We start from the raw sequence: 17,331 nt of genomic DNA, 5'->3' as shown, positions 1-17,331 counted from the left end.
CGACCGATTTGACGACCGGCGCCGGCGACGCTCACACGCCCGCGGTCAGCGCGCGGATTGTCGGCAAATTGCGCCAGTAGCCCTTCGCGTCCATCCCGCAGCCGAACACATAACGGTCCGGCACCTGGAAGCCGCAAAAGTCCGGGCGCAGCGGCTTGGCCTTTGTGATGTCCTTCTCGCACAGCACCGCGCTCATAAAGCGCTTCGCGCCCATCGCGAGGATGCGGTCGCGGATCGCGGCCATCGTCTCGCCTTCGTCGAGGATGTCGTCGAGCACGAGCACGACGCGGTCCTTCACCGATTCGGCCGGCGCGACACGCCACTGCATGTCGTGGCTGCCTTGCGTGGTGTTCCGGTAGCGCGTGAGGTGGATGTAATCGAACTCGAGCGGGAAGTCGAGATGCGGCAGCAGCATGCCGGTGAACACCGCGGCGCCGCCCATCACCGACAGCACGAGCGGGAACCCGTCACTCATCTCGGCGCGGATCTCGCGGGCCATCCGCTCGATCGACCGGTCGACGTCGGCGGCCGATACGATCTCCTCGGACTGGCTGAAAATCTGCAGGGCTTCTTCGCGGTTCATGACGGTAGCCGGGCGGTAACGGTATACATATTAGTTTGGGAGACAACGGCGCCGCGCGCCACAGAATAAACCCGGCATCGCGCCCCGATGTTGCGTGCAGTATTGCGTCTAGCGCATGCCCGGCAGCATGCCCTTCATGCCGCGCATCATCTTCTGCAGGTTGCCGCCCTTCAGCTTTTTCATCATCGTGCGCATCTGGTCGTACTGATTGAGCATGCGGTTCACTTCCTGCACCTGCACGCCGGCGCCCGCCGCGATGCGGCGTTTGCGGGTCGCCTTGATCAGGTCGGGCTTCGCGCGTTCCTGCGGCGTCATCGAGTTGATGATGCCTTCCATCCGGCGCATCTGCTTTTCGGCCTGACCCATATCGGCCCCGGCCGCGGCTTGCTGGAATTGCGCGGGCAGCTTGTCCATCAGCGACGACAGGCCGCCCATGTTCTTCATCTGCGAAAGTTGCGCGCGGAAATCGTTGAGGTCGAAGTCGCCGCCTTTCTTGACCTTGTCCGCGAGCTTCTGCGCGGCCTGCACGTCGACGCCGCGCTGCGCCTCTTCGACGAGCGCGAGAATATCGCCCATCCCGAGGATCCGGTTCGCCATGCGATCCGGGTAGAAAATTTCGAGGCCATCGAGCTTTTCCGCGACGCCGACGAACTTGATCGGCTTGCCGGTCACATGCCGCACCGACAGTGCCGCGCCGCCGCGCGAGTCGCCGTCGAGCTTCGTCAGCACGACACCGGTGAGCGGCAGCGCGTCGCTGAACGCTTTTGCGGTGTTGACGGCGTCCTGACCGAGCATCGCATCGACGACGAACAGCGTTTCGGCCGGGTTCAACGTGCTATGCAGTGCGGAAATTTCCTGCATCATCGCTTCGTCGATACCGAGACGGCCCGCCGTGTCGACGATCAGCACATCGTGATAGTGGCGCTTGGCCCAATCGACCGCGGCGCGCGCGATATCGACCGGTTTCTGATCGGGTTCCGACGGGAAGAAATCGGCGCCGACCTGCTCGGTCACGGTCTTCAGCTGAGCGATTGCAGCCGGACGGTAGACGTCGCACGATACGGTGAGCACCTTCTTCTTGTACTTCTCGCGCAGGAGCTTCGCGAGCTTGCCGACCGTCGTCGTTTTACCCGCGCCTTGCAGGCCGGCCATCAGGATGATGGCGGGCGGCGTGACGGCGAGATTGAGTTCGACGGCCTTGCCTTCGTAGTCGCCGCCGATCACCGCGGTCAGCTCGCGCTGCACCACGCCGACGAGCGCCTGACCCGGCGACAGGCTGCCGATGACATCTTCGCCGAGCGCCTTTTCCTTTACCTTGCCGATGAAGTCGCGCACGACCGGCAACGCAACGTCGGCTTCGAGGAGCGCGAGGCGAACTTCGCGTAGCATCTCCTGCGTATTGGCTTCGGTGAGCCGGGCTTCGCCGCGCAGCGTCTTGACGACGCGCGCCATCCGTTGAGTGAGATTGTCGAGCATGGGGAGCCGGTGAGTAACGATGTGCGGTGCAGATGGGCAGTGCGACCCTCTATGCGCGCGACGGCGGGGTGTGCGGCAGCGCATGCGGTGCGCTGTGTGCGGCACAGACACTCCTGCGTGGCGCACCACGCGGAGCAACCACATGCGGCACCGCACGGAGCCCGCATCCGGCCCACATGTAGCCAGGCGTCGCGGCCAAAGGCCCTAGTGTAAACTTCGAACATGGATATTGTACTGTATGCCCTCACTGCGCTCCTCTATGGCGGACTTGCCGTAGAGGGCTGGCGTTCGCATCGGCAGTCGGCGAGCGAGCCGGCGCTCGGGGGCGCGCCGTCGCTGGCCGCGGGCGGCAACCTGAATTCGCCGGCCACGGCTGCGCGCGCCGCGTCGATCGAAGGCGCGTCGTTACGCGCATCCGCGAGGCGGACGGCAGTCGGCATGTCGCCGGCCGCGCGCATCCTGCTGTTCGTCGCGCTGGTCGTGCACGGCGTATTGCTGCACACCACCATCTTCCCGCACGACGCGATGGTGTTCGGTTTCGCGTTCGCGCTGTCCGCGATGTTCTGGCTCGGCGTCGGCATCTACTGGATCGAAAGTTTCTTCTTTCCGCTCGACGGCTTGCGGCTGCTCGCGCTGCCGCTTGCCTGCGTCGCGTCGCTGCTGCCGCTCGTGTTCGGCGGGGTGCGCGTGCTGTCGTACGCGGCCGCGCCGCTTTTCAAACTGCACTTCCTGATCGCGAACGTCGCGTACGGGCTCTTCGTGATTGCGGCGCTGCACGCCGTGCTGATGCTGCTCGTCGAGCGGCGTCTGCATGCGATGCGCGGCCGCGGCGGCGCGCTGCAGCGGCACAATGCGGCAGCCGGCAACGGCTGGCTGTCGAGCTGGCTCGATACGCTGCCGCCGCTGCTGACGCTCGAGAAGCTGCTGTTCCGTCTGATCAGCGCAGGCTTCGTGCTGCTCACGCTCACGCTCGTGTCCGGCATGCTGTTCAACGAGCAACTCGTTAACCGGCCGCTCAGCTTCGATCACAAGACGGTGTTCGCGATCCTCTCGTGGCTCATGTTCGGCGCGCTGCTGACTGCGCGTAAAGTATCGGGCTGGCGCGGCCGCGCCGCGTTGCGCTGGGTGCTCGCGGCCTTCGTCGCGTTGCTGCTTGCTTATATCGGCAGCCGTTTTGTGTTCCAGGTGCTGCTGCACCGTCCTGTTGTCTGAGTGCTTCCATGCGGCAAATCATTCTGCTGATCCTGCTTTTCTTCGTCGGCCAATGGCTCGTCAAGGCGCTGCGGCGTCAGGACGCGCGCACGGGCGATGGCACGCGCGGCCAGCCCGGCGCACCCGGGGCGCATGGTGCAAACAGCGATGCAAACGGCGCCGGCCAGTCTTCGAGTAACCGTGCCGCGGGCGCAGCGAACGGCGCCGCGCGTCACCAGTTGCCGGAGCCGATGATCCGCTGCGTCGAGTGCGGCGTGCACGCGCCGAAGAGCGATTCGGTGACCGTCGGCGGACAGACGTTCTGCGGTCATGAGCACGCGCAGCGCTATGCGGCGCGCGTCGCGCAAACCAAAGGCCGCGAGGGCCGATGAAGCAGCGCTTTGCGGTTGGCGCGGACGGTTGGGTCGCGGCCGCGCGCCCACTTCCGTCGCCGAATTTTGAAGCGCGCCCCGCGGGCGCGGTGCCGACGCTGATCGTCGTGCACAACATCAGCCTGCCGCCGGGCGAGTTCGGCGGCCGCGCCATCGCCGATCTGTTCCAGAACCGCCTCGACTGCGACGCGCATCCGTACTACGCGGCAAACCTGCGCGGCGTGCGCGTGTCCGCGCACTTCGTCATTCTTCGCGACGGCACGCTCGAACAGTTCGTGTCGTGCGACGAGCGTGCCTGGCATGCGGGCGCATCGAGCTTCTTCGGCCGCGAGCGCTGCAACGACTTTTCAATCGGCGTCGAACTCGAAGGCAGCGACGCGAGCGCATTTGAACCGGCGCAATACCGGACCCTCGCCGCACTCGCGCAGGCGTTGGCCGCGCACTATCCGATCGATGCGATTGCCGGCCACTCGGACATCGCGCCGGGTCGCAAGACCGACCCGGGTCCGCATTTCGACTGGGCGCGGCTGCAGCGCGAAACTTCATTTCCCGATCAGTATTTCCCCTATCGGCATCGTCCGGCGTCTCGCTGAGCGCCTGCGACGAAAACCCGCGAAGCTCGACCGGGCTTGCTCGTGCGCGGGCCTTGCCCGGTTGCGGTGGGGCGAAATGTCAACCCGCGCGGGCTAAATTTTTCGATTGCGGGAACGCTAAAGTCCACTATACTTGGTGCCGTTAAAGCAGTTTTCCACAAGATGTTGTGTTGATCGGGGGCGGCACCCGCATCGTGACCAAAGGGTGCTAAAGCATTACCGGCATTGAAAAAATACTGAAGTGACGCGTTCTGAAGTGATGTCCGTCTCACTCGAGGCAGTGCGGCGTGCGTCTTCAGTTTTGCGTTTTCAACTCCGTGCTTCCAGCTCGTGTTGAAGCTTCAGCCATTTCGAAAAAAGGGACCAGCCAGTGATCGCAACACACATGATGAAGACGCTCGTCCGCGCGCATCTGAGTCGTCATCAGTTGCTTTGTGGTTCCGAACCGGCCATCGCGTTGCGCTGTTCCCGCCGCCGCAAAGAGGTCGAACCCGGTAGCGTTTTTCCAGAGCGCTCCGGGGACAACCCGAAGCTCAACTCCAGCGGCAATCCAGGCGGTGATCCCCTCCGCAGTTTTTATCCAATCCGTACCTCGCTCGCGTCCGCGCCGGCGCAGCGATTGTTTTAATCCGCGGTTAGGTCCGCACCACCCCAAGACCAGGAGCTTTTGCACATGCAAACGACCGACAACGTGACGACCCGGTACGAGGGCGCACCCACTGGCCTCCCGTACGCCGGAGAGGCTCAGGGCGCGCAAGCGCTCGCGCCGTCGACTTTCGCCGACTACAAGGTGATCCGTCGTAACGGCAGCGTGGTGTCGTTCGAGCCTTCGAAAATCGCCATCGCGGCGACGAAGGCTTTTCTGGCCGTCAACGGCGGTCAAGGCGCAGCGTCGGCGCGCGTGCGCGAACTCGTGGAGCAGCTCACGCAAGGCGTCGTGCGCGCGCTGGTGCGCAGCCGCCCGAACGGCGGCACGTTCCACATCGAAGACATTCAGGATCAGGTCGAACTCGCGCTGATGCGCGGCGGCGAGCATAACGTTGCGCGCGCCTACGTGCTGTATCGCGAGAAGCGTCATCAGGAGCGCAGCCAGTCGGCGGAAGCGCAAGTCGGCGAGGCGGGCCTGAACGTCACCGACAACGGCGTCACGCGCCCGCTCGATCTGCCCGCGCTGCATGCGCTGATCGAATCGGCCTGCGCGAACCTTGGCGACGCCGTGAGCGCGGAGCCGATCGTCGCCGAAACGGTGAAGAACCTGTACGACGGCGTGCCGATGAGCCAGGTCTACGACTCGGCCATCCTCGCCGCGCGCACGATGATCGAAAAAGACCCGGCGTACAGCCAGGTCACCGCCCGCATCCTGCTCCACACCATTCGCCGCGAGATCCTCGAAGAGGAAGTCACGCAGGCGCAAATGGACGAGCGCTACGCCGAATACTTCCCGCTCTTCATCAAGCGCGGCGTGCAGGCGGAGCTGCTCGATGAAAAACTGCTGCAGTTCGACCTGAAGCGTCTCGGCGCGGCGCTCGACGCAAACCGCGACCTGCAATTCGGCTACCTCGGCCTGCAAACGTTGTACGACCGCTACTTCCTGCACGTCGATGGCACGCGCATCGAGATGCCGCAGGCATTCTTTATGCGTGTCGCGATGGGCCTGTCGCTCGGCGAGATCGACCGCGAAGCGCGTGCGATCGAGTTCTACAACGTGCTGTCGAGCTTCGACTTCATGAGCTCGACGCCGACGCTCTTCAACTCGGGCACGCGCCGCTCGCAACTGTCGTCGTGCTACCTGACGACGGTCGACGACGACCTCGACGGCATCTACGAGGCGCTGAAGGAAAACGCGCTGCTCTCGAAGTTCGCCGGCGGCCTCGGCAACGACTGGACGCGCGTGCGTGCGCTCGGCTCGCACATCAAGGGCACCAACGGCAAGTCGCAAGGCGTGGTGCCGTTCCTGAAGGTGGTCAACGACACGGCCGTCGCCGTGAACCAGGGCGGCAAGCGTAAGGGCGCGGTGTGCGCGTACCTCGAGTCGTGGCACCTCGACATCGAGGAGTTCCTCGAGCTGCGCAAGAACACCGGCGACGACCGCCGCCGCACGCACGACATGAACACGGCGAACTGGATTCCCGATCTGTTCATGAAGCGTGTCCACGAAGGCGGCGACTGGACGCTGTTCTCGCCGTCCACCTGCCCGGACCTGCACGACAAGTTCGGCGCCGAGTTCGAAGCGGCTTACACGGCTTACGAGGACAAGGTCGCGCGCGGCGAACTCAAGCTCTTCAAGAAGATTCCGGCGGCGAATCTGTGGCGCAAGATGCTCGGCATGCTGTTCGAAACCGGCCATCCGTGGATCACGTTCAAGGATCCGTGCAACATCCGCAGTCCGCAGCAGCACGTCGGCGTCGTCCATTCGTCGAACCTGTGCACCGAAATCACGCTGAACACGAGCGACACCGAGATCGCCGTCTGCAACCTCGGCTCGGTGAACCTCGTCGCGCACATGAAGCAGCAGGCCGACGGCACGCTCGTGCTCGACCACGACAAGCTCAAGCGCACGGTGAGCGTGGCGATGCGGATGCTCGACAACGTAATCGACATCAACTACTACGCGGTCGCCAAGGCGCGTAATTCGAACCTCAAGCACCGTCCGGTCGGCATGGGCATCATGGGCTTCCAGGACTGCCTGCACCTGCTGCGCACGCCGTACGCGTCGGCTGAAGCGGTCGAGTTCGCCGACCGGTCGATGGAAGCGGTCTGCTACTACGCCTACTGGGCGTCGACGGAGCTTGCGCAGGAGCGTGGCCGCTACTCGACGTACCGCGGCTCGCTGTGGGATCGCGGCATCCTGCCGCAAGACACGCTGAAGCTGCTCGCCGACGCGCGCGGCGGCTATGTCGAAGTCGATTCGAGCGAGTCGATGGACTGGAGCGCGCTGCGCTCGCGCATCGCGGCACACGGCATGCGCAACTCGAACTGCATCGCGATCGCGCCGACGGCGACGATCTCGAACATCATCGGCGTGTCCGCGTGCATCGAGCCGACTTTCCAGAACCTGTATGTGAAGTCGAACCTGTCGGGCGAATTCACGGTGGTGAACGACTACCTCGTGCGCGACCTGAAGGCGCGCGGCCTGTGGGACGAAGTGATGGTCGCCGACCTCAAGTACTTCGACGGCTCGCTGTCGCGCATCGACCGGATTCCGGGCGACCTGCGCGCGATCTACGCGACCGCGTTCGAAGTCGACGCGACGTGGCTCGTCGAGGCGGCGTCGCGCCGTCAGAAGTGGATCGACCAGGCGCAGTCGCTCAATATCTATATGGCGGGTGCGTCGGGCAAGAAGCTCGACGAGGTCTACAAGCTTGCATGGCTGCGCGGCCTGAAGACCACTTATTACCTGCGCACGATGGCGGCGACGCACGTCGAGAAGTCGACGGTCGCGCACGGCGCGCTGAACGCGGTGCCGAGCGGTGACGGCGGTGCCGGTGGTGCCGGTGGTGCCGGTGGTGCATCAGGTGGCTTCGGTGTCGGAGGCGGCTTGGGTGGTGTGTCGTCGGGTGGTGTTCAGGCATTGGCAGCGGGAACGGCTGTTGCGTCCGCAATGGAAGCGCCGGCTGTCGCCGCTGTCGAAGCGGCGCCGGAAGCGGACGGTCCCGTCTGCATGATGCGTCCGGGCGACCCCGGCTTCGAAGAGTGCGAAGCCTGCCAGTAACGCGCAGTAACACGCCGGCGGCACGCGATTCGCGTCGCCGCCGGCGCAGCAGAAGCAACCTGTGCAACACGCGCGGCAAGCGCGGCACGCGCATCACATGCAACGCACGCGGTTCGCGCAAGCCTGCACGTTGTCGATCGAGCGGTAGTGCACGAGCACCTCTGGCAATGAAACGCCGCACATCGCAAGCGCGCGCCGAAGTCGCTTTTGTGATGTCGAAGCCTCATCGAACACATCATCGAAGCCGCTTCCAAAACGACGCTCGACGATGAAGCGCAACGCGTCGACATGCATTCGACGACACGCATTTCAATCGCGTTCACTGCATCGACCTTCACAGTCTGTTGAACAAAGTGTTGTATGAAGGTCGCAACGTGAATCGAAAACACGAATTTTCATGAGCGAGCCCTTTTATCGCTCGTGAAAAGATGGTACAAACCGATCTAAATTGATGGTGACATTTATGCTCAACTGGGATGACGAGATCACTGCCGTAACTCCGTCGAGCGCTTCGCAACAAAACGTGTTGCGTAACGCTGCGGGAACGGTTGTCGGTTCGCAAGTCGAAACGCGTTCCGCTCATCAAGCTCCCTCCGCGCAAGACATCTTCGCGGGCGACATCGCCGTCGCTCCCGCTGTCACCCGTCTTGCTGACCAGGCTTCAGTTCGCACCACCGCTTCGACCGTTGCTGCGGGCGCTACCGCTAACCCTTCCGCCGCTTCGGCCGAAGCGCGCGTGAATGTCGCCGACAAGCGCATCATCAACGGCCAGACCGACGTGAACCAGCTCGTCCCGTTCAAATACAAGTGGGCGTGGGAGAAATACCTGTCGGGCTGTGCGAACCACTGGATGCCGCAGGAAATCAACATGTCCCGCGACATCGCGCTGTGGAAAGACCCGAACGGGCTGACCGAGGACGAGCGCCGCGTCGTCAAGCGCAACCTCGGCTTCTTCGTGACGGCCGACTCGCTCGCGGCGAACAATATCGTGCTTGGCACGTACCGCCACATCACGGCGCCCGAGTGCCGGCAGTTCCTGCTGCGCCAGGCGTTCGAAGAGGCGATCCACACGCACGCTTACCAATACATCGTCGAGTCGCTTGGGCTCGACGAGGGCGAGATCTTCAACGCGTACCACGAGGTCGCGTCGATCCGCGCCAAAGACGAATTCCTGATCCCGTTCATCCATACGCTGACCGACCCGGCCTTCAAGACCGGCACGCTCGAAGCAGACCAGAAGCTGCTCAAGTCGCTGATCGTGTTCGCCTGTGTGATGGAGGGCCTGTTCTTCTACGTCGGCTTCACGCAGATCCTGGCGCTCGGCCGCCAGAACAAGATGACCGGCGCGGCGGAGCAGTACCAGTACATCCTGCGCGATGAGTCGATGCACTGCAATTTCGGTATCGACCTCATCAACCAGATCAAGCTTGAAAACCCGCATCTGTGGACGGCTGAATTCCGCGCGGAAATCCGCGAGCTGTTCAAGGAAGCGGTCGATCTTGAATATCGCTACGCCGAAGACACCATGCCGCGCGGCGTGCTCGGCCTGAACGCGTCGATGTTCAAGAGCTACCTGCGCTTCATCTGCAACCGCCGTTGCCAGCAGATCGGTCTCGATCCGCTGTACCCGAACGAGGAAAACCCGTTCCCGTGGATGAGCGAGATGATCGACCTGAAGAAGGAACGCAACTTCTTCGAGACGCGGGTAATCGAATATCAGACTGGCGGCGCGCTCTCCTGGGAGTAAACGTCCCTCGCGCCGCGTATGAGATTGATGGGGATGCCGCCGGCACGGGCCGCGGCATATTTGGTTAGGAGTTTGACTGCCTGATGCAGAGCGTGCCGGGTGCCATAGGCATCCCATGGGTCCAAAAGCGGACCCACCAAGGTCAGAGGCACTTTGCGAACCCTTCAGTGGGATGGGCAAACTTCCCCTTACGAAAAGCCGCTCGTCTGGCTCATGCGAGCTCGGGCGGCTCGATCAAACGCTTGCCGGCGTCGGTATCCGACGTCGACTGGACTTGGCGCGCGATGCCACGGGGCAACGCGCGCCTTACCGTATTCATTAGCGTAAGCGCGTCGGATATGCGTACGCCGATGAATAGCCCGCTTCGTAGCGCGCGCCCTGAAAAGCGTCCGCGGGAAACGGGTTTTGATGACGAAGGGTGTTGTTTGATTTAACTCTCATCTGAAACCTGAAGGAGAAAACCATGGCAATGGCCAAAAAGAAGCCTGCTGCAAAGAAAGCGGCAGTGAAGAAGGTTGCCGCGAAGAAAGCCGCTCCGGCGAAGAAGGCAGCTGCTAAGAAAGTCGCAGTGAAGAAGGTTGCTGCGAAGAAGGTAGCAGTGAAGAAGGTTGCCGCCAAGAAGGCGCCGGCGAAGAAGGCAGCAGCAAAGAAAGTCGCAGCAAAGAAAGTCGCAGTGAAGAAGGTCGCGGCGAAGAAGGCTGCACCGGCGAAGAAGACCGCAGCGAAGAAGGTTGCTGCGAAGAAGGCGCCGGCCAAGAAAGCCGCTGCGAAGAAGGTAGCGAAGAAGGCTGCCGCGAAAAAGGCGCCTGCGAAGAAGGCTGCCGCCAAGAAGGCTGCCCCTGCGAAGAAGGCTGCCGCGAAGAAGGCCGCTGCGCCTGCGAAGAAGGCTGCCCCTGCGAAGAAGGCAGTCGCCAAGAAGGCCGCCCCTGCTCCGGCTGCGCCCGCTGCATCGTCGGCGCCTGCTTCGACGGTCAAGACCGCGTTGAATCCGGCTGCTGCATGGCCGTTTCCGACGGGTCCGCGTCCGTAAGGGTAGTACGCAGAGCAACAAGCTGTGAGAGCCGGCGGTACGCGCATTCAAGGCGTGTGCCGGCTCGGTTGAGTAGCGCTACTCAATCCTCGATCCCGTCGCCCCCTGTGGGCGGCGGGATTTTTTTCGCCTGCGCGTGGCCACGAGAGTGTGGCCCGGGAGCGTGGCCTGAGAGTGTTGCCTGAGAGTGTTGCCTGAGCAGGGCTGCGTTGGGCGGCGGTGCGTCGATCAGTGTGTCGATCAGTGTGTAACCCGCGTGATGCCGCCGCTCGACAGCAGCCGCACGCGCTCGCCCGCGAGGAAGACCTCGCCGGTGTTGGTCTGCGTGATCGCGCGCATGTCGCCGTTGTCGAGGCGCACGGTGATCTCGACGCCATCGCGCACGGCCGCGGCGTTCTCGACGGCATTGCCGGCCACCGCGCCCGCGAGGCCGCCGATGATGCCCGTGACGATCGACCCGGTGCCCCCGCCGATCTGGCTGCCGGCGATGCCGCCGAGCGCGCCGCCGCCGAGCAGACCGAGACCGGTCGGCTGGCCGTTGTTCGAGCTGATCTTCACGGCGCGCACGCTATCGACGGTGGCCATCCGCACGGTTTCCTCGCGCTGCGCCTGCGACGCGGTGTAGACGTCGGCGGAACTGCTGTTGTACGCGCACCCCGACAGCGCGAGCGCGCCGCCGATGGCGCAAGCAAGCGCCGCCGCGGCGACGCGCCGCTCGGTTGAACGATTCATCGAACGATTCGTTGTTTTCATCTTTCACTCCCTATGGGCCCCCGACAGGCCCCAAACTTCCTGACTGCGATACTGCACCGGGTCCGTCTACGCGTCGAGTGCGTAGCCGAACGCCTGCTTGAATCGTTGGTTGATTTCCGCGCGCGACGGCGCGTAGTTTTGCGGCCCCTGGTGCTCGATCTTCAATGCGCCCATCAGGCTGGCGAGGCGACCCGCGGTGGCCCAGCCCAGTTGCGTTTCGATGCCGTACAGAAGACCCCCGCGGAATGCATCGCCGCAACCGGTCGGGTCGAGCACGCGTTGCGCCTTGACTGCCGGAATCTCTTCGATGCCGCCTGCGTGATGGATTTGCGAGCCGTGCTCGCCGCGCGTGACGATCAGCGCATCGACGCGGCTCGCGATCTCTTCGATCGACCAGCCGGTCTTGTTGCTCACCAGTTTGGCTTCGTAATCGTTGACCGCAACGTAAGTGGCAAGTTCAATCATGCGCCGCAGCGACGCACCGTCGAAGAGCGGCAGCCCCTGGCCCGGATCGAAGATGAATGGCACCTTGGCCGCGGCGAATTGTTCGGAATGCTGGATCATCCCGTCGAAGCCGTCCGGCGCAACGATGCCGAGCGTCACGCCCTTCGCTTCGTCCGCGCGGTTCAGGTGCGACTGCATCATCGCGCCCGGGTGGAACGCGGTGATCTGGTTGTTCTCGAGGTCGGTCGTGATCATCGCCTGCGCCGAGTACGTATCGGGCAGCACGCGCACGTGCGTCTTCGCGAGGCCGAGCTGATCGAGGCGGTCGATATAGAGCTGCGCGTCGACGGCGCCGAGCGTCGCCATGATGTGCGCATCGCCGCCGAGCAGATGCAGCGCGTAGGCGATGTTGCCCGCGCAGCCGCCGAATTCGCGGCGCATCGTCGGCACGAGGAAGCTGACGTTCAGGATGTGGACCTGTTCCGGCAGGATGTGCTCCCGAAACCGGCCTTCGAAGGTCATGATGTTGTCGTAGGCGAGCGAACCGCAAATCAACGTAGCCAAGGCGAGCGTCCTGTAAAAGTCGAAAGAACGGAAATGTGCAAAAAGGTGAAAACCGGTGCGTCGATACGACAGCGCCGCGCGTTCGTGGTCGCCCGGACCCGAAGCGCGGCGCAAGCGCATGCGCGGAAAAATGAACGTAGAGTGCGCGCGGCGCGTGAAGTTTACGTCAGTAGTTTACTGGCGCACCCGCACCTTATTTCAGTGCATTGAGCGCGGCGTCGTAGTTCGGCTCGGTCTTGATCTCGCTGACGAGCTCCGCGTGCACGACCTTGTCGTTTTCGTCGATCACGACGACCGCGCGTGCCGTGAGGCCGGCGAGCGGGCCGCTCGTGATGTCGACGCCGTAGGCGCGGGCGAACTCATGGCCGCGGAACGTCGACGCGGTGGTGACGTTGGCGAGGCCTTCCGTCGTGCAGAAGCGCGACGCGGCGAACGGCAGATCGCCCGACACGACGATCACCGCGGTGTTGGCGAGCTTGCCGGCCGCTTCGTTGAACTTGCGAGTCGACGTCGCACAGGTCGGCGTGTCGAGGCTCGGCACGATATTGAGCACCTTGCGCTTGCCGTGGAACTCGGCGAGCGTGACCGACTTGAGGTCGCGGCCGACCAGCGTGAAAGCCGGCGCCTGTTGGCCGACCGACGGGAACGTGCCGGATACGTCGATCGGGTTGCCGCCCAGCGTAACTTGACTCATGTTGTGCTCCGAAGATTGGTGAGATTCGCGATGGTTGGAAACGCGCGACCGCGGGTGCTCGCGCGTGAGGTCGGTCATGGATAAAAAATCTGCACGCGGAAATTGGTTGCCGTTGCGCTGCCGGTGTCGAGCCGCACGAACATCGTTTCGGTCGTGCGCGGTGCAAGGCCGGCGGCGATCTGCGTGCCGGGCTTCAGATAGTCTTGCGGCCACAGCACGCGGCGCACCGCGATGTTGTTGTGCTCGTCGAGCAGCGTCAGTTCGACGGCCGGGTACGCGAGCGGCACGTTGAAGCGGTTGTGCAGCGGCATGCGCAGTTCGAGCTTGTGCGGACCGTCCACCTGCCGCAGATCCGACGGCTCGACCTGCAATCCGTCGATATCGCGCGGCGGCGCGACCGTGCAGCCGAGGTGCTCGCAGACTTGCGCAAATACCATCCGCGAACCCGGTGCGTAGACCATCACCGTTTCGCGTTGCCACCAGGCGAGCTGCGCGAGCAGCACGAGGAACAGCACGAGCGCGACAAGAATACCGACAATGCGCCAGCCAAGGCGCCGCGGTTCGGACGTGCGCTTTTCGCGCACGACGGCGAATGCGTTGTCGTCGTCGCCGGGCGGCGCGGCGGCGAACGGCGGCGCGGCAGCCGGACCCGCTGCTGCTGCGGCAGCAGCCGAGCCGGGACCGAAGCGCGGCTCGTTGTCGGACAGGTTCGGCGGGATTCGTGTGCGATCCTCATCGGCTCTACCCACGGCTCCACCCGCAGGTTCAAGCGCGGGTTCGGGGCGCGTCTCGTCTTCGCGACGGCGCCACACGTGCGGCGGCGGCACGGCGGTGTCGCGCGGCGCCTGCGCCCCCGGCTGTGCGGCCGCATGCGGAACGACGGGCTCGGGGGGCGTTCTGAACGCCGGCTCGATCGGACGCGCAGTCGCATTTTCGAGGTGCAGATCCTGCCCCTCGGTGAACTCGAGCTTGAGCTTCGGCTGCGCGGAACGCGGAATCGTGACCGGGTTGTACGGAATCGTCGCGGCGTTATGGCGGATACGGCGATCGACCGATGCGTCCGGCGCGGGCGCCCACGGGTTCCATGTGTCCGCGCGGAAATCCGGTGAGTTCGGATCGTCGCTCGAGCCCGGTGCGTGCGCTTCGGGCGATGCCGGCTCGAACGGCGCGGCGGGTGCCGCGGGCGTTCCGGGAGCGGCAGGGAGATCAGCGGCAGCTGCGGCTGCCGTAGCAGCCGGAGGAGGCACCGGCGCGGCGCGTTCCTCCGCAGCGGACGCGTTCTGCGCGTTGGATGCAGTGGACGCAGCCGCGGACGAAGTGGAGGCCGCCGCCGCGCTCAACCCTTCACCGGCCGCGCGCGGCTCCTGCGCAGTCAGCCGCGCAACTTCATCGGCGGTAATCGGCGTGGCGCTGCGGAAATCGCCGCCGTCGGCGAGATCGAACAGACTGCTCGACGCATCGAATACTTCGCGGCAATGTCCGCAGCGCACCAGACCGCGGCGCAGTGCGAGCTGCGCCGGTTGAAGGCGGAAGACTGTTTCGCAGAAGGGACAGCGCGTCGCAAGAGCCATATTGAACCGGGAGCCGCGCGGGCTGTTGAGTGGAAAATATGCCCTATTCTAATGACTTTCGCGGCGGGTCCCGGCGAGACACACCCAGCCGTCGTGTTCGCGCCAAACCGAAATGTCGATCCACGGCGCGTAAGCGGTCGCCACTTCAAGCGCCTGGCGCGCGAGAATGCCCGACAGCGCGAGATGTCCGCCCGGTTTCACCTTCGACGCGAGCATCGACGCCATCAGTTTGAGCGGGTTCGACAGGATGTTCGCGACAACAATATCGAACTCGCCGGCAGGGCAGTCGGCCGGCAATCCGTAGGTGACCTCTGCATGATTGCGCTCGCTGTTGTAGCGCGCGGAGTCGACCGCTTGCGGGTCGATATCGATGCCGACCACCGGGTTCGCGCCGCATTTCTTCGCGAGAATTGCCAGAATGCCGGAGCCGCAGCCGTAGTCGAGCAGCGATTGTTCCGGCGTCACCGTTTCTTCGAGCCACTCCATGCAAAGCCGCGTGGTCGGATGGCTGCCGGTGCCGAACGCGAGGCCCGGATCGAGTTCGAGCACGAGCGCGTCCGGATCGGGTGCGTCATGCCACGACGGCACGACCCAGATCCGCTTGCCGATGTGAATCGGATCGAACTGCGATTGCGTGAGCCGCACCCAGTCCTGCTCCTCTACATCGCGAACCGCGAACGGCGGCATCGGCGCGAGGCCGAGCTCGTTCGCCGCCGCCGCGAGCAGCACGCCGGGTTCGTGCTCGGGCGCCAGCAACGCAACCACGCGCGAGTGTTGCCACGCGGTGCGCTCGGGAGTGAGCCCCGGTTCGCCGAACAGCGGCTGCTCGTCGGGCGTATCGGCGTCCGCGTCTTCGACCGAGACGGACAGCGCCCCCAACTCGAGCAGCGCGTCGGACAAGCTTTCCGCGTGCTCGCGCGCGAGTTCGACGACCAGTTCCCGATAGCTCATCGGCTTACGCTTCTTCCGGCGCAACCTGCTGCTTCGCGGCGAGCCGGTTCTCGAGGTAGTGAATGCTCGTGCCGCCCTCGACGAACTTCGCATCGAGCATCAGTTCGCGGTGCAGCGGGATGTTGGTCTGGATGCCTTCGACCACCATCTCGGAAAGCGCAATGCGCATCCGCTTGATGGCCTGCTCGCGCGTCGCGCCGTAAGCGATCAGCTTGCCGATCATCGAATCGTAGTTCGGCGGCACGAAATAGCCGTTGTACGCATGCGAGTCGACCCGGATGCCGGGGCCGCCCGGCATATGCCACGACGTGAGCCGGCCCGGCGACGGGGTGAACTTGAACGGGTCTTCGGCGTTGATCCGGCATTCGATCGCGTGGCCGCGGAACTGAATATCGCGCTGGCGGAACGCAAGCTTTTCGCCGGCCGCGATGCGGATCTGCTCCTGCACGATGTCGACGCCGGTAATCAGTTCGGTGACCGGATGCTCGACCTGCACGCGCGTGTTCATCTCGATGAAGTAGAACTCGCCGTTCTCATACAGGAACTCGAACGTGCCCGCGCCGAGATAGCCCATCTTCTTGCAGGCGTCGGCGCAGCGGTCGCCGATGCGGTCGATGAGCCGCCGCGCGATACCGGGCGCCGGCGCTTCCTCGATCACTTTCTGGTGGCGGCGCTGCATCGAGCAGTCGCGCTCGCCGAGCCAGATCGCGTTCTTGTACGAATCCGCGAGCACCTGAATTTCGATGTGGCGCGGGTTCTCGAGGAACTTCTCCATATAGACCTGCGAGTTGCCGAACGCGCGGCCTGCCTCTTCGCGCGTCATGTTGACCGCGTTGACGAGCGCCGCTTCGGTGTGCACGACGCGCATCCCGCGTCCGCCGCCGCCGCCCGCCGCCTTGATGATGACCGGATAGCCGACCGAGCGCGCCATCTTGACGATCTCTTTCGGGTCGTCGGGCAGCGCGCCTTCCGAACCGGGCACGCAGGGCACGCCGGTCTTGATCATCGTCTGCTTGGCCGAGACCTTGTCGCCCATCAGACGGATCGTCTCGGGGCGCGGGCCGATAAAGACGAAGCCGGACTGCTCGACGCGCTCGGCGAAGTCCGCGTTTTCGGACAGGAAGCCGTAGCCGGGGTGAATCGCTTCGGCGTCGGTCACTTCGGCCGCGCTGATCAGCGCCGGCATATTCAGGTAGCTGAGATTCGACGGCGCCGGGCCGATACAGACCGCCTCGTCCGCGAGCTTCACGTACTTGGCTTCCTTGTCGGCTTCCGAATAGACGACGACCGTCTTGACGCCGAGCTCGCGGCAGGCGCGCTGAACGCGGAGCGCGATCTCGCCGCGATTGGCAATGAGGATTTTTTCAAACATAGCGGATATTCGACTCGCGTCAGCCGATCACGAAGAGCGGCTGGCCGTATTCGACGGCCTGCCCGTTTTCGACGAGGATTTCCTTGATCACGCCGGAGAGATCGGATTCGATCTCGTTCAGAAGCTTCATCGCTTCGATGATGCAGATGGTCTGGCCTTCCTTGACCGTATCGCCGACCTGCACGAACGGATCGGCGCCCGGAGACGGGGCGCGATAGAACGTGCCGACCATCGGCGAGGTCACGACATGCCCTTGCG

At 64.3% G+C, this 17,331-nt stretch carries 17 protein-coding genes; 8 read left to right on the top strand and 9 right to left on the bottom strand.

What is annotated here, in order from left to right; translation table 11 throughout:
* Nucleotides 1-31: 31 nt before the first annotated feature.
* Together ACYPXD_RS26680 and ffh are read right to left on the bottom strand one after the other, a co-directional pair.
* Entirely contained in the window at nt 32-583 is a 552-nt protein-coding gene (locus tag ACYPXD_RS26680; RefSeq protein WP_459718356.1) for a hypoxanthine-guanine phosphoribosyltransferase, read from the bottom strand.
* A 108-nt stretch (nt 584-691) separates the two neighbouring features.
* The gene (ffh, locus tag ACYPXD_RS26675; protein WP_459718352.1) at nt 692-2,059 is read right to left on the bottom strand and encodes a signal recognition particle protein; all 1,368 of its coding nucleotides are present in this window, start codon (nt 2,057-2,059) and stop codon (nt 692-694) included.
* 222 nt (nt 2,060-2,281) lie between these two features.
* Between ffh and ACYPXD_RS26670 the strand changes: the two genes are divergently transcribed.
* From ACYPXD_RS26670 to ACYPXD_RS26635, 8 genes are all read left to right on the top strand, one after another.
* Entirely contained in the window at nt 2,282-3,271 is a 990-nt protein-coding gene (locus ACYPXD_RS26670) for a cytochrome C assembly family protein (protein ID WP_459718349.1), read from the top strand.
* Nucleotides 3,272-3,279: 8 nt separating this feature from the next.
* Nucleotides 3,280-3,642: a PP0621 family protein gene (locus ACYPXD_RS26665; protein WP_459718346.1), complete on the top strand. Its 363-nt coding sequence runs from the start codon at nt 3,280-3,282 to the stop codon at nt 3,640-3,642.
* Nucleotides 3,639-4,235: a 1,6-anhydro-N-acetylmuramyl-L-alanine amidase AmpD gene (gene ampD, locus ACYPXD_RS26660; protein ID WP_459718343.1), complete on the top strand. Its 597-nt coding sequence runs from the start codon at nt 3,639-3,641 to the stop codon at nt 4,233-4,235. Before ACYPXD_RS26665 ends, ampD begins: the two co-directional genes overlap by 4 nt.
* Nucleotides 4,236-4,620: 385 nt before the next feature.
* Nucleotides 4,621-4,863, top strand: a complete 243-nt coding sequence (locus ACYPXD_RS26655) for a hypothetical protein (RefSeq protein WP_459718340.1) — start codon at nt 4,621-4,623, stop codon at nt 4,861-4,863.
* A gap of 45 nt (nt 4,864-4,908) precedes the next feature.
* Entirely contained in the window at nt 4,909-7,947 is a 3,039-nt protein-coding gene (locus ACYPXD_RS26650; RefSeq protein WP_459718338.1) for a ribonucleoside-diphosphate reductase subunit alpha, read from the top strand.
* 463 nt (nt 7,948-8,410) lie between these two features.
* Complete coding sequence (locus ACYPXD_RS26645) at nt 8,411-9,694, top strand: ribonucleotide-diphosphate reductase subunit beta (protein WP_459718334.1); 1,284 nt, start codon at nt 8,411-8,413, stop codon at nt 9,692-9,694.
* Between the two features lie 83 nt (nt 9,695-9,777).
* On the top strand, nt 9,778-10,128 hold the full coding sequence (locus tag ACYPXD_RS26640; RefSeq protein WP_459718331.1) for a hypothetical protein: 351 nt from the start codon (nt 9,778-9,780) through the stop codon (nt 10,126-10,128).
* A 29-nt stretch (nt 10,129-10,157) separates the two neighbouring features.
* Entirely contained in the window at nt 10,158-10,724 is a 567-nt protein-coding gene (locus ACYPXD_RS26635) for a histone H1-like DNA-binding protein (protein ID WP_308830788.1), read from the top strand.
* Between the two features lie 240 nt (nt 10,725-10,964).
* Here ACYPXD_RS26635 and ACYPXD_RS26630 read toward each other — a convergent pair whose 3' ends face one another.
* From ACYPXD_RS26630 to accB, 7 genes are all read right to left on the bottom strand, one after another.
* Nucleotides 10,965-11,456 carry an outer membrane lipoprotein gene (locus ACYPXD_RS26630; RefSeq protein WP_459718326.1) on the bottom strand — a complete coding sequence of 164 codons (492 nt, stop codon included), beginning with the start codon at nt 11,454-11,456 and terminating at the stop codon, nt 10,965-10,967.
* An 87-nt stretch (nt 11,457-11,543) separates the two neighbouring features.
* On the bottom strand, nt 11,544-12,485 hold the full coding sequence (locus ACYPXD_RS26625; RefSeq protein ID WP_459718322.1) for a carbohydrate kinase family protein: 942 nt from the start codon (nt 12,483-12,485) through the stop codon (nt 11,544-11,546).
* 193 nt (nt 12,486-12,678) lie between these two features.
* Nucleotides 12,679-13,179, bottom strand: a complete 501-nt coding sequence (tpx, locus tag ACYPXD_RS26620; protein ID WP_459718319.1) for a thiol peroxidase — start codon at nt 13,177-13,179, stop codon at nt 12,679-12,681.
* Between the two features lie 74 nt (nt 13,180-13,253).
* Nucleotides 13,254-14,750: a zinc-ribbon and DUF3426 domain-containing protein gene (locus tag ACYPXD_RS26615; RefSeq protein WP_459718315.1), complete on the bottom strand. Its 1,497-nt coding sequence runs from the start codon at nt 14,748-14,750 to the stop codon at nt 13,254-13,256.
* Between the two features lie 48 nt (nt 14,751-14,798).
* Nucleotides 14,799-15,701 (bottom strand): 50S ribosomal protein L11 methyltransferase, encoded by a 903-nt coding sequence (prmA, locus tag ACYPXD_RS26610; RefSeq protein WP_459718312.1) that lies wholly within the window; start codon nt 15,699-15,701, stop codon nt 14,799-14,801.
* Between the two features lie 4 nt (nt 15,702-15,705).
* Complete coding sequence (gene accC / locus ACYPXD_RS26605; protein WP_459718310.1) at nt 15,706-17,073, bottom strand: acetyl-CoA carboxylase biotin carboxylase subunit; 1,368 nt, start codon at nt 17,071-17,073, stop codon at nt 15,706-15,708.
* 19 nt (nt 17,074-17,092) lie between these two features.
* Nucleotides 17,093-17,331: acetyl-CoA carboxylase biotin carboxyl carrier protein (gene accB, locus ACYPXD_RS26600; protein ID WP_459718307.1), on the bottom strand; the 239-nt coding region annotated here is incomplete at its 5' end.

It is taken from the genome of Paraburkholderia sp. 2C (assembly GCF_054589215.1).
The sequence above is the reverse complement of the archived record's forward strand: the minus strand, read 5'-3'. Positions and strand labels throughout refer to the sequence as shown.